General features: G+C 73.1%; 11 protein-coding genes. 7 read left to right on the forward strand and 4 right to left on the reverse strand.

Annotated elements, in window-relative coordinates; all coding sequences use genetic code 11:
* Nucleotides 1-6: 6 nt before the first annotated feature.
* From SAM23877_RS31660 to SAM23877_RS31690, 7 genes are all read left to right on the forward strand, one after another.
* The gene (locus SAM23877_RS31660) at nt 7-813 is read left to right on the forward strand and encodes a class I SAM-dependent methyltransferase (RefSeq protein WP_053140588.1); all 807 of its coding nucleotides are present in this window, start codon (nt 7-9) and stop codon (nt 811-813) included.
* 23 nt (nt 814-836) lie between these two features.
* Nucleotides 837-2,174, forward strand: a complete 1,338-nt coding sequence (locus tag SAM23877_RS31665) for a condensation domain-containing protein (protein ID WP_053140591.1) — start codon at nt 837-839, stop codon at nt 2,172-2,174.
* A complete protein-coding gene (locus SAM23877_RS31670) occupies nt 2,171-3,217 on the forward strand; it encodes an alcohol dehydrogenase family protein (protein WP_053140594.1) in 1,047 nt (348 codons plus the stop codon). The genes SAM23877_RS31665 and SAM23877_RS31670 overlap by 4 nt, the downstream gene beginning before the upstream one ends.
* Nucleotides 3,214-6,417: a non-ribosomal peptide synthetase gene (locus SAM23877_RS31675; RefSeq protein ID WP_053140597.1), complete on the forward strand. Its 3,204-nt coding sequence runs from the start codon at nt 3,214-3,216 to the stop codon at nt 6,415-6,417. The genes SAM23877_RS31670 and SAM23877_RS31675 overlap by 4 nt, the downstream gene beginning before the upstream one ends.
* A 57-nt stretch (nt 6,418-6,474) precedes the next feature.
* Nucleotides 6,475-6,840 carry an acyl carrier protein gene (locus SAM23877_RS31680; RefSeq protein WP_053140600.1) on the forward strand — a complete coding sequence of 122 codons (366 nt, stop codon included), beginning with the start codon at nt 6,475-6,477 and terminating at the stop codon, nt 6,838-6,840.
* Nucleotides 6,841-7,194: 354 nt separating this feature from the next.
* The gene (locus SAM23877_RS31685) at nt 7,195-7,836 is read left to right on the forward strand and encodes an RNA polymerase sigma factor (protein WP_053140603.1); all 642 of its coding nucleotides are present in this window, start codon (nt 7,195-7,197) and stop codon (nt 7,834-7,836) included.
* The gene (locus SAM23877_RS31690; protein ID WP_053140606.1) at nt 7,833-8,834 is read left to right on the forward strand and encodes a CU044_5270 family protein; all 1,002 of its coding nucleotides are present in this window, start codon (nt 7,833-7,835) and stop codon (nt 8,832-8,834) included. The genes SAM23877_RS31685 and SAM23877_RS31690 overlap by 4 nt, the downstream gene beginning before the upstream one ends.
* Before the next feature lie 148 nt (nt 8,835-8,982).
* Here SAM23877_RS31690 and SAM23877_RS31695 read toward each other — a convergent pair whose 3' ends face one another.
* The 4 genes from SAM23877_RS31695 to SAM23877_RS31710 all read right to left on the reverse strand — a co-directional run bounded on the left by SAM23877_RS31695 (nt 8,983) and on the right by SAM23877_RS31710 (nt 11,680).
* On the reverse strand, nt 8,983-9,378 hold the full coding sequence (locus tag SAM23877_RS31695; protein WP_053140609.1) for a hypothetical protein: 396 nt from the start codon (nt 9,376-9,378) through the stop codon (nt 8,983-8,985).
* Nucleotides 9,379-9,495: 117 nt separating this feature from the next.
* On the reverse strand, nt 9,496-10,185 hold the full coding sequence (locus SAM23877_RS31700; RefSeq protein ID WP_053140612.1) for a class I SAM-dependent methyltransferase: 690 nt from the start codon (nt 10,183-10,185) through the stop codon (nt 9,496-9,498).
* A 33-nt stretch (nt 10,186-10,218) separates the two neighbouring features.
* A complete protein-coding gene (locus tag SAM23877_RS31705; RefSeq protein WP_053140615.1) occupies nt 10,219-10,800 on the reverse strand; it encodes a class I SAM-dependent methyltransferase in 582 nt (193 codons plus the stop codon).
* Nucleotides 10,801-11,029: 229 nt separating this feature from the next.
* A complete protein-coding gene (locus tag SAM23877_RS31710; protein ID WP_053140618.1) occupies nt 11,030-11,680 on the reverse strand; it encodes a fascin domain-containing protein in 651 nt (216 codons plus the stop codon).
* Between the last annotated feature and the right edge of the window lie 336 nt (nt 11,681-12,016).

A 12,016-nucleotide genomic window follows, 5' to 3' on the forward strand; every position in this document is an offset into this window, starting at 1 on the left:
GGTGCGATGTCCTTCGTCCACGGCTACGAGTTCGACGCCATGTCGCGTCGCCCCCTGTACGGCGACGTGACCCAGCGTCTCGTCGACATCTGTGAGGCACCCGCCGGTGGCGTCGTCGCCGACGTCGGCTGCGGCTCGGGCCTCGCCACCGAACTGCTCCTCGCCCGCGCCGCGCACGTCGGCGCCGTCATCGGCATCGATCCCTCGGAGCACGAACTCGCCATCGCCCGCACACGACTGCGCGACCCCAAGGTGCGCTTCGTACGGGGACGCGCTCAGGACGTCGAGTCCCTGACCGGACCCGTGGACGTCGCCGTCCTCAGCAACGTCATGCACCAGATACCGGCGGCGGAGCGCGGCGCCGTCGTCGAGGGCTGTCACCGGCTGCTCGCACCGGGCGGGCGATGCGCCCTGAACACCCTGTTCTACGAGGGGGCCGTCCTGCCCGAGACCCGGCCCTTCTACGCCTACTGGCTGCGTGCCACACGGGAGGCCCTGCGTACGGCGGGCAGCGACCTCGTGGTCGCCCGGACCAAGCCGGTGGCGATGCAGACGCTCACCCCGCAGCAGCACGAAGAGCTGTTCGCCGCCGCGGGATTCTCCCGCGTCAAGTCGGAGGAGGCCGTGTACGCCTGGACGCTCCGGGACTGGGAGGCCCTGTGCCGGTACTCGGTGTTCATCGAGGGCGCGACCGGGATCGACGATCCGGCCCTCGGCTGCGCGGCGCTGACCCAGGGCCTGCGGACCACCTTCGAGCGGCTGGAGCTGACCGAGGTGCCCCGCCGCTGGCTCTTCGCATGGGGCGTCAAGTAACCGGGGACGAGGGGGAGGCGCGCATGGAGAAGAGAGCCGGGACGCCCGAGCGCACGGCGTCACGGGACGGCGCCGGCCTCCCCCTGTCGTACGCCCAGCAGGGCATGTGGTTCCTGGAGCGGCGCGCCGGCACGACCCGGTACGCCGACCCCATGACCTTCCGCCTCACCGGCCCACTGGACGCGAGGGCGCTGCGGGAGAGCATCCAGGAACTCGTCCGCCGCCACGAGGCGCTGCGCACCCGTTTTCCCGTCGTCGACGGCAGGCCCGTCCAAGCGGTGGCCCCGGACCTGGCCGTGCCGCTGCCCCTGACCGACCTCACCGCGCTCCCCGCGGCGGAACGCGAGGACGCCGCCGCCCGGTTCCTGGCCGAGGACCTGCGCCGCCCGTTCGACCTGGCCCGCGGGCCCCTGGTGCGGGCGGCGCTGCTCAGGCTGGCACCGCGCGAGCACATCGTGCGGATCACCCTGCACCATCTGGTCTCCGACGCCTGGTCCTGGTGGGCGGTGCTCCTGAGGGAACTGGAACGGCTCTACGCGGCACGGCTGGTCCGGCAGCCCTCCCCCCTGCCGCCCGTGCCCACCCAGTACGCGGACTTCGCGCGCTGGCAGCACGGCTGGGTCACGGGACCGGCCTACCCCGAACACCTCGCCTACTGGAAACAGGCGCTGGCGGACGTGACGCCCCTGCCGCCGCTCAGCCTGGCCCGCCCCGCGCCGCCGAGGGACGCACGGCCTCCGCGGACGAGGTGGCTGACCTTCCCGCGGCCCCTGTACGACCGGCTGCGGGCCACCGCCCGCCGTGAGCGCGCCACCGTGTTCATGCTGCTGCTCGCCGCGTTCACCCGGGTGCTGCGCCGGTACGTGGACACGGACGACATCCTCGTCGCCACCCGGGGCGGATTCCGTACCCGGGCCGAGTTCGAGAAGGCCGTCGGCTTCTTCGTGAACATGCTGCCCGTCCGGACCAGGGTGACCGAGGACGGAGCGTTCCGGGACCTGCTGCACCAGGTCCGCCGCACCCTGCTCGACGTGTATGCCCACCGCGACGTGCCCTTCGAGCGGCTCACCGCCGACCTGGGGCTGTGGCGGCCCGGATTCCAGCCGGTGATCAGCGTGTGCGTGTCCTTCCAGACCACACCGGAGGTACCGCCCGCGCTGGAGGGGCTCGACGTGACACCGGTCGACCACGACCCCTTCTCGCCCTACCCCCTGGACCTGGGCTTCTACGAGGACGCAGGCACACTGCGCGCCCTGCTGACCCATCACCCCGACCAGTACGACGACACCGCCGCCGGACGTCTGCTCGACGACCTGCACCAGGTGCTCGACGCCGCCTGCCGCGAACCGGAGGACACATGAGAGCGCTGCAGTGGCACGGCACCCGCCGGGTGGCTGTCGCCGACGACCTGCCCGTGCCCCGGATCGAGGACCCGAGGGACGCCGTCGTCCGTGTCGTGCGCAGCGCGATCTGCGGCACCGACCTCCACCCGTACCGCGGCGAGATCGCCGGCTTCACGCCGGGCACGGTCACCGGCCACGAGTTCACCGGCGTGGTCGAGGCTGTCGGACCCGAGGTGCACGGCCTGCGGACCGGCGACCGGGTCGTCGCGTCGGACATCATCGCGTGCGGCCGGTGCCGGCCCTGCCACGCCGGCTGGCACTACCAGTGCCACCGGGTCGGCCTGTTCGGCTACGACACCGTGGTGGGCGCCCGGGCGTACGCCGGAGGGCACGCCGAGTACGTGCGGGTGCCCTTCGCCGACGTGGTCCTGCTCCCGATCCCCGACGACGTCGGTGACGAACGCGCGCTGTTCATCGGCGACGTTCTCGCCACCGGCTACGCGTGCGCCATGGGTGCGCAGGTGCGGCCGGGGGACACGGTCGCCGTGGTGGGCTGCGGTCCCGTGGGCCTGCTCGCCCTGGAGGCGGCCTGGACGCTGGGCGCGGCCCGGGTGCTCGCCGTCGACCCGCTGGAGAGCCGGCGCCGACGGGCCGCCGAACGCGGCGCCCACCCGGTGCCCGGCGGGCCCGACGCCGCCTGGGAGATCGCCGACCTGACCGACGGGCGTGGCGCGGACGCCGTACTGGAGGCCGTCGGCACGGATGACGCGCTGCTGACCGCGCTGGACGCGGTCCGGCCCCGCGGGGTGGTGTGCGCCGTGGGTGCCCACGCCTCCGACGCCATGCCCCTGCCGACACGCCTCGCGTTCGCCAAGGAGGTCACGCTGCGCTTCGCCGTCGGCGACCCGATCAGCGACCGTGAGCCGCTGATGAACCTGGTGCGGGGCGGCCGGATCGATCCCACCTTCGTCGTCTCCCACCGGATGCCGCTGGCCGAGGCCCCGGAGGCGTTCCGGTTGTTCGACTCCGGGGCGGCCGGCAAGGTGGTGCTGATCCCGTGAGCATCTCCACCACCGCCCCCGCGGCGGCCGGGGGCACGGCCCGCGCCCAGGACCGCCGCGCGCACGAGCAGGTGGAACGGCACGCCCGCGACACACCGGACGCCTGCGCCCTGCTCTGCGGCGACCGGCGGCTCAGCTACGCGGAACTCGACCGCCGCGCCGCCCGGCTGGCCTCGCGCCTGCGCCGCCTCGGCGTCGGCCCCGACGTGCCCGTCGGCCTGCACCTGACCCGTTCCGTCGAACTGGCCGTGGCGGTACTCGCCGTGCTCAAGGCAGGCGGGGCGTGCCTGCCCCTGGACCCCGCCCATCCGCGCGAGCGGCTGAGGCTCGCCCTGGAGGACAGCGGTGCCCCGGTCGTCCTGGCCCAGCGACGGCCGGCCTTCGACGCCACGGCGTACCCGGGCACCGTCCTGTGCCTGGACGGCACGGGGGAGGGGGACGAGGGGGGCCGGAGCGACCAGGAGGGCACCGCCGTGCCCCATCCGCGGAACCTGGCGTGGATCGCCTACACCTCCGGGTCGACCGGGACGCCCAAGGGCGTCGCGCTCGAGCACGGGCCGCTCGCCGACCTGGCCCGGCAGATCGCGCTGCGCCTGGACCTGGGGCCGGGCGACCGCGTCCTGCAGTTCGCCTCGATCGGCTTCTCGGTGGCCGCCGAGGAGATGCTCGCCACCTGGGCCGCCGGAGCCTGTCTGGTGATGGATCCGGACGAGGCGCTCGCGGACAGCGCCCGCCTGACCGCCGCCGTGGAGCGCTACGGCGTCACCGTCCTGCAGCTCACTCCCGCGTACTGGTACGAGTGGCTGCGGGAACTCGACGACGACGGCACCCCACGCCCACCCGCCTCGCTGCGGCTGCTCGTCGTGGGCAGCGAGCAGGTCTCCGTCCACCGCGTCGCGGACTGGCTGCCCACCGGGGTGCGCCTGGTACAGGAGTACGGCGCGACGGAGGGCACCGTCTCCCAACTGCTGTACGAGGGGCCCCGCGACGCCGAGCAGGTGAGGGCCTGGCCCCGGCTGCCCATCGGCACCCCACTGGCCGGCGTGCGGGTGCGGGTGCTCGACGAGCGTCTGCGCCCGGTCCCGGACGGCCGGACCGGCGAGCTGTACCTCGCCGGTGACTGCCTGGCGCGCGGATACCTGAAACGGCCGGAAGCGACCGCGCAACGCTTCCTGCCCGACCCGTACGCCGACCGGCCGGGCGCCCGGATGTACCGCACCGGCGACCTCGTACGCCGCCGGGACGACGGTGTGCTGGAGTTCCTCGGACGTGCCGACCACCAGATCAAACTCCACGGCGTGCGCATCGAACCCGGTGAGGTGGAGTCGGCGATCGGCCGGTACCCGGGCGTCTTGGCGAGCGCCGTGTTCGCGCGCACGACGGCGGCCGGAGGGGACCAGCTGTGCGCCTGCGTGGTCTGGGAGGACGGCGAGGACCCGGCGGGCCTGCGCGCCCACCTCGCGGCCCTCCTGCCCCGGGCGTCGGTGCCGGCGCGCCTCTTTCCGGTCGCGGACCTCCCGCTGAATCCCAACGGCAAGGTCGACCGCCGCGCCCTGCCGCACCTCCCCCTCGACGAGCGACCCGACCCGCCGCACGGCGCCGTGACCCACACCGCGCTGGAGGCGGCCGTCGCCGGAGTGTGCGCGAGGGCCCTCGGCCTGCCCCTGGTCGGTCCCGACGACGACTTCTTCGCCCTCGGCGGCGACTCCCTCACGGCCACCCGTATCGCGGCCGGTCTGCGGGAGGCGCTCGCCCTGGACATACGCCAGCGCACGGTGTTCGACGCGCCGACGGCGCGGGCGCTGGCGCGCATCGCCGCGGATCTGCGCCGCGCGGGCGACGCCGAGGCCGCGGCGGACCCGGGCGCGGGCCCCCGCACGCGCGAGGAGGGCGGCGCGGACACGGAACCTGAGCGCGTGCCCCTCACCCCCTCCCAACTGCGGATGTGGCTCCAGTACCGGATGGTGCCGGCGAGCGCCGCCTACAACGAACCGGTGGTCCTGCGCCTCAGGGGAGACCTCGTGCCGTCCGCTCTGGAGCACGCGCTCCAACAGGTCGTCCGGCGGCACGGGGCGCTGCGCGTCACCCTCGGCACCGAGGACGGACACCCCGTGCAGCGCGTGGCCCCGCCCGGCACCGCCGTCCTCCCGCTGCGGATCACCGACCTGTCCGACGCTCCGGGACAGGAGGTGGACCGGACCCTCACCGAACGGGCCACCGCCCCCTTCGACCTGGCCCGTGGGCCCCTGCTGCGAGCGGACCTGCTGCGCACCGGCCCGACCGACCACGTACTGGCGCTGGTGTTCCACCACATCGTCTTCGACGGCTGGTCGATCGATGTCCTCTTCCGTGAACTGCCGGAGCTCTATCGGCAGGCCCTGACCGGAGTGCCGGCGCGGCTGCCGCCCCTGCCGGTCTCCTACGCCGCGTACGCGTCCCGGCAGGCCGCGCCGGACCCGGCCGCGACGGACGCACAACTCGCCTACTGGAAAAGCGTGTTGGACGGTGCTCCGGCCCAGACGACACTGCCCCCCACCCGTGACGCGGCAGGACCGCCCTCGACGGGACTGGCCTGCCCCTTCTCCGTCGGCTCCGGCGTCGCGGCACGCCTGCGGGAGCTGGCCGCGAGTGAGCGTGCCACGACCTACGCGGTGCTGCTCGCCGGCTTCCTGGCGTTCGTCCACCGGGAGAGCGGTGCCCGTGACCTGGTCGTGGGCTCCCTCGTGTCGGGCCGTGGCCGGCCGGAGTCCGCCGGGATGATCGGGCTGTTCACCAACACGGTGGCGTTGCGGGTGCGCCTCACGCCGCACATCACCTTTCGGCAGCTGCTGCGCCGGACCAGGGAGGCGGTGTACGGGGCGCTGGAGCACCAGGACGTCCCCTTCGACCGCGTGGTGCGGGAACTCCGGCCCGCCCGCGACCGGCAGCGCAACCCGCTGTTCCAGCTGATGTTCTCCTACGGCGGCCTCTCGGTCCGCGCACCCGAGCTCCCCGGTCTGGTCGCGGAGCCCGTGCGGGTCGACACCGGCTCGGCCAAGTTCGACGCCACCGCGATGCTCGAGGAGGACGCGGACGGCGGCTTCTCGGGTGTCCTCGAGTACGACCTGGCCCGCTACGACGAGGCGACCGCCGGCCGCCTCACCGCGGCGTTTCCCCCGCTGCTCGCCGCGCTGGCCGAGCACCCCGAGGCCGAGCTGTGAGGAACTGATGAGCCCCTGCCCCGACGACCGGCCCCTTACGGCGACCCTGGAGGAACTGTGACGAACCATGCGGACAACCCGACGACCCACGTCTGGGCCACCCTGGCGGACCGAGAGGCCGAGCACCTGACGGGTGACGCGGAAGCGGCGGCGGAGGTGGTGCGCGGGATCTGGGCGGAGGTACTGGAAGCGGACGCCGAGTCGATCGACGTACACCGCGGTGACTTCTTCGAACTCGGCGGATACTCGCTGCTCGCCCTGCAAGCCATAGGCAGGATCCTGACGGAGTACGGGGTCGGCGAAGTGGAGTCGGTGGAATGGGAGGGAGAACTCCTCAACCGTCTCTTCGAGAACGCCACTCCCATGGGCCAGGCCGAGTTCCTGGCGGAGAAGGGCTACGGCCGGCCGAACGAGACCCCCTGACCACCACGACCCTCGACCGGGGCGCCCGGCGCCCCGGTCGAGAGCCTTTTCCTGCCGTCGGCAGAGGACGCAGACGGCGCCGCCGGCCGCCAGGCCGATCCCCCCGGAGGCCGGGAGCCACAGCAGCGTCGCCTCACGGGCACGATCACCGCGCTGACCTTCTCCCGGGCGGCCAGGAGACCGTTCGCCGGTGCCGCTGAGGCCGCGCGGGCGACCAACGGTGAGGGCCACAGTGACGCCGGCCGGGCCGTCACGCGGGCGAGTGCGGGTTGCGGGCCAGGGGCCGGTTGAGCCGGGCTCCGTATTCGGCGCCGTCGAAGTGGAACCGTTGTGGCTGTGCGGACACTTGTTGCTGTGGACTTCCTCTTACATGAACGGGTCCGGTCCGGCGATCGGGCGGCGTTCGCCGAGATCTTCGACGAGCACGCGCGCGTCGTCTACGCCCACGCGATCCGGACGACGGGCGACTGGGCCGTGGCCGAGGACGTCCTGTCGCTCACTTTCCTGGAGGCGTGGCGGCTGCGTGACAAGCTGCGCGAGGAAGTCAGAAGCGTCCGGGCGTGGCTCTTGGGCATCGCGACGAACGTGATGCGCAATACCGCCCGGGCGGCACGCCGGCACCGGGAGGCGATGGCCCGTCTGCCGCCGCCGGAAGCTTCGCCGGACTTTTCGGACGAGGTGGTCGGTCAGATGGCCGACGCTCAGCGGCTGGCCGCCGCGGCCAGAGCGCTGCAATGTCTCAGACGCGGCGAGCGCGAGGTCTTCACGCTGGTCGTCTGGTCCGGCCTGGGGTACGCGGCGGCCGCTGAGGCACTGGGTGTTCCGGTGGGCACCGTACGTTCCCGGCTTTCCCGGGCGAGAGGGAAACTGCGCAGGCTCGTCGAGGAGGAACTGGCGGTGCCGAATGCGGACGGTGCGGAACCGCGGACCGGCAGCGGACACATCGCACAGCGGGGTGACCGCAGCCCGCACGCCCACCGAAGGAGACCACGATGAATCTGGAGCAGCGGGAACAAGTCGAGCGTGAACAGGCGAGCCGGACGCTGCCTCCCGCGCCCTACCCGGACCCGGCACCCGAACGCGTGGCAGCACGCCGCGCACACTTCTTGAGCGAGGCCGACCGGCACGCGCGATCCCGCCCTTCCCGCCTCGCCTCGCGGCCGAGAGTTCGCTGGGGCCTGCTCCTGGGCACAGTGGTGGCTGCCGGAGCTGCCGTCGTCGTCCTCAGTCTCGCGTCCGGATCTCCTGACACCGCGCGTACTGTGCCACCGGCCTCGGCAGCATCGGTCCGGCTGCTGGAAAGAGCGGCCCTGGCCGCCGCGACGACGCCGCGGACGACGGTGCGCGCCGGCCAGTACTCCTACGTCAAGACGGTGGGCCACACGTCGGTGCTGTCCGAGACCACAGCCGGCGAAATGGAGCTCCTGCGCGAGGACGAGAGCATGGAGCGGTGGACCTCGGTGGACGGCAGCAAGCCGACCATGCAGCGCAAGGGCGGCAGCGACAGCCTGCTGCCGGGCACTGCGGGTGGAGGGAACCTGAACGCGCCGACCTACACCTTCCTCGCCGCCCTGCCGGCCGATCCTGACGCCCTGCTCGAGCAGATCCGCGACGACGCCGAGAAGAACCACGGAGCCGGATCCGGCTCCACGACAGGACCCGACCAGGAAGCCTTCGTCACGATCGGCGACCTGCTGCGCAACGGGGTGACTCCCCCCAGGACCACTGCGGCTCTCTACCGCGCCGCTGCGCTCATTCCCGGAGTCGGCATCGTCCCCGACGCCGTGGACGCGGCGGGCCGGCACGGGGTCGCCGTCGCCCGGACCCACGACGGCGAACGCACGGAATGGATCTTCGACAAGAGCACGGCCCGGCTGCTGGGTGAGCGCACGGTCCTCGTGGAAGACAACGCCTGGGGCCGAGCCGGAACCGCCGTCACCTCCGTCGCCCTCATCGACTCGGGCATTGTCGACGAGGCCGGACGGACCCCATGACGGCAACTCCGCAAGGCGGGACGTCAGGACGATCGTGATCGTGGATCTCCGACATACTCGATTCGCCGTCGCCCCATCAGTGCCGAGTCGCGCGGGGCTCCTCGACGGCCTGTGGCCCGCCACTTCCAGCAAGGCCGTCGCGCCCGACTCAGTGGCTGTGCGGGCGGAGCCAGTTCGGGCGGTGCAGGGTGGGGCCGCGTCGGTCCGGTGCACCGGGCGCCGTTGCGGCGCCGCCCTCGCCGTCCATGCGGCCGGCCAGTTCGTCGCGCTCGGCGGTGGCCCGCAGGGCGGTCTCCCTCTCCCTGCGGTGTTTCTTGCCGCGGCGGCGCGCCAGCACCGTCCCGGCGAGCAGCATCCACATGCCCAGGCCGAAGATCAGGGTCAGGGCGATGCCACCGAGGAACGCGCCGAGTGTGCTGACCGTGAACGGCTGGCTCCCCAGCAGGGTCACGGTGTAGTCCGGACCGCCGGACAGGTTGTACGCGATCAGTAGTCCCGCGAATGCGGCGGCGCCCGCCATGAGCAGGAGTCCCAGCACCAGCATGGTTCTCACCTCGTCACATGTGGTTGGGCTCCCGGACCGGGTTACCAGGAGACAAGCCGCAAAACGCGCGTATCGCCCACCGCTGTGCCACTCCGGTACCGGGCTCCGGCGGCGGGTTCAGCGGCGGCGCCGGGCCCGGACGAGCTGGAGGACGGCGAGGTTGTCGCCGTCGGGGGCGCCGAGGAGTTGTGCCGATTCCACCGTGAAACCGTGATCGGCCAGAAGCGCCTCCCAGAGCTGTGGGGAGAGGGCCCACAGCCACACCGGGATGGGCTCCTCGTCGCGCAGCCGTACGACGCCCCTGCGCGGAACCACCTCGTCCGACGGGCCCCGCCCCTCGGCGTCGGTGTGGAGGGCGGAGAAGACGAGGGGCGCGCCGGGGACGAGTCCCTCCCGCAGCGCGGGCAGCAGGTGGCAGGGGTCGACGCAGCCGAAGGTCCGCAGGCCGTAGGCGGCCTCGTACGGCCGCGCGTGCCGAAGGTGCTCGGCGACGTCACCGCAGTGGAAGCGGACTCCCGGCTCTCCCGCGTGATCGTTCACCGCGCGCCGGTACTGGGTCGGGGAGAGGTCCACGCCGTCCACCAGGGCACCGTGAGCGCGGGCGAGGTGGACGGCGTGGTGGCCCGGCCCGCATCCGACGTCCAGGACCCGCTTGCCGCGGATGTCCCCGAGGATCTCCGCACCGGGGCCGACGCCGGGCCAGAAACCCCAGTCGATGCGGTCCGGTACGGGAGGCGAATAACCCCGGTCCAGCTGTCGTTGCCCGTACACGGTCCAGGTCTGTTCGGTCGCGGGGTCCGGCGTCACGGGCGGCTCCCTCGGGTCGGCGAGGCGGACGGGTCAGGGGCGCAGGGCGTAGCAGCGGAGGGACGGACCGAGCGCGTGGACCTGGGCCTTCGACCAGCCGGAGGTGAGGAGTTCCACGTCGGAGGCCTCGGCGTCCCAGGATCTGGCGGGCCCCTGGGCGGGGTCGTGCACGGAGGTGACCACCCAGAAGACGCCGCCGGGCGCGAGGAGCCGGCGGACGCCGGAGAGGAAAGCGGGTTTGTCGGCGGCCCAGCGGTAGACGAGACGGCAGGTGATGACGGCGAAGGCGGGGTGGGGGAGCCGGGCGGCGTCGTCGGCGTCGAAGTCGAAGAGACGGATGTCGGCGGCCGGATGCCGGGCGCGGGCGTCGGTCACGGCGGTGGGGGCGCAGTCGATGCCGACGGCCCGGTATCCGAGCCGGTCGAGCAGCGCGGTGAGCGCGCCCTCCCCGCAGCCGATGTCCAGCGCGGGGCGGCCACGGCCGGTGCCGAGGTGCCCCCTCAGGGCCTCGGTCTCGGCCGTGTCGAGGGGCCGGTAGCGCCGGCCTTGCTGCCACGCCGCTTCCCAGTACGAAGTGCCGCCGCGGGCCGGGTACGGCGTCCGGGCGCCGCTCATCCCGGTCGGGTCGTGCTGTCGTCGCGCACCGGCTCGGGCTCCTTCGCTCGGGCGCCTCCCCCATGGGGCGGAGCGGGGGCGGGAGATTCGGACGGAGGCTCAGTGTCGGGCCGGGCCGTACCGATCCGCAAGGTGGCGATCGCGCCGGACGCCGGGCCCGTGCCCGCCCCGGGGCGGGCCCGCCGGTGCCCGAGTCTCCTCGGTCACCGGCGGGCCGGTCCGGCGGGCGTCAGGCGCTGATGTCGTAGAGGACGAACTCCTCCCAGGAGCCGGTGGGCTCGGCGGAGCGGGCGCGCAGGGCGTACTGGAGCGAACCGGTGTAACCGTTCTCCATGGTGACGAACATTCCGTTCAGCGTGGACTGGAGCGCCCAGCGGTCCAGCGTCTCGCTGTAGTACAGGATGAACCGCTCCCAGCCGCCGACGCTCGTGGAGCGGGCCCGCAGCACGTTCTGCGCGCTGCCGGTGTAGTTCTTCTCCACCGCCACGTAGCGGTCGTTCGCCAGGGACTTCAGGGCGTAGGTCTCGGTGGCCTCGTCGTACTCGAAGGAGAAGCCCTCCCAGGAGCCGCCGAACTCGGCCGAACGGGCGCGCAGCACACCGGTGTTCGGGGCGGCGTAGTTCGCCTCGGTGGCCACGAACCGGCCGTTGCGCACGGACTGCATCGCCAGCAGCTCGGGCTCCGCGGCCGCGTCCGCGGCGAGCGGGGCCTTACGGGCGTTCGTCTCCTCGGTGATCCGCGCCAGGCCGGCGGCGTCCACCGCCTCCCAGCCGGCGGGCGCGGCGGCCGGCCGGTCGGCTCCCGGGGCCGCCCCGGCCGCGGGAGCGACCAGCGCGGAGGTCGCCAGCACGGCGCTCAGGGACAGAAGGACGGAGGTCATGCGTCTCACAGGATTTCCTCAGCTTTCGTCAAACGGATACCGGGGTGGCGGGGCAGAAGGCCCGCGACGGATTTACGGCCGCCTTCTCGGGGCTTTCGCGGCAGGACGGCAATGGCCGCTGTGCGCGCGATGAATCGCGATGAATTCAGCCCCCGGCGACGACATCCCCCGAATTTCTCCGCACCCCCCGAAACCGCGTTCGGCACCCCTCCCCAGGGCGCCTCGGCAGCCGCTGCGCCAACTCGGCGAAGCGAGATCAGCATAGTGAAGCGGACGTGTGTATCGGAACGGATCTGTCGATTCTTCGGCGGGAACCGTACGGAAAAGCTCTCAATT

This window comes from Streptomyces ambofaciens ATCC 23877 (assembly GCF_001267885.1).
In the GTDB taxonomy this organism is placed as follows: Bacteria; Actinomycetota; Actinomycetes; order Streptomycetales; family Streptomycetaceae; genus Streptomyces; species Streptomyces ambofaciens.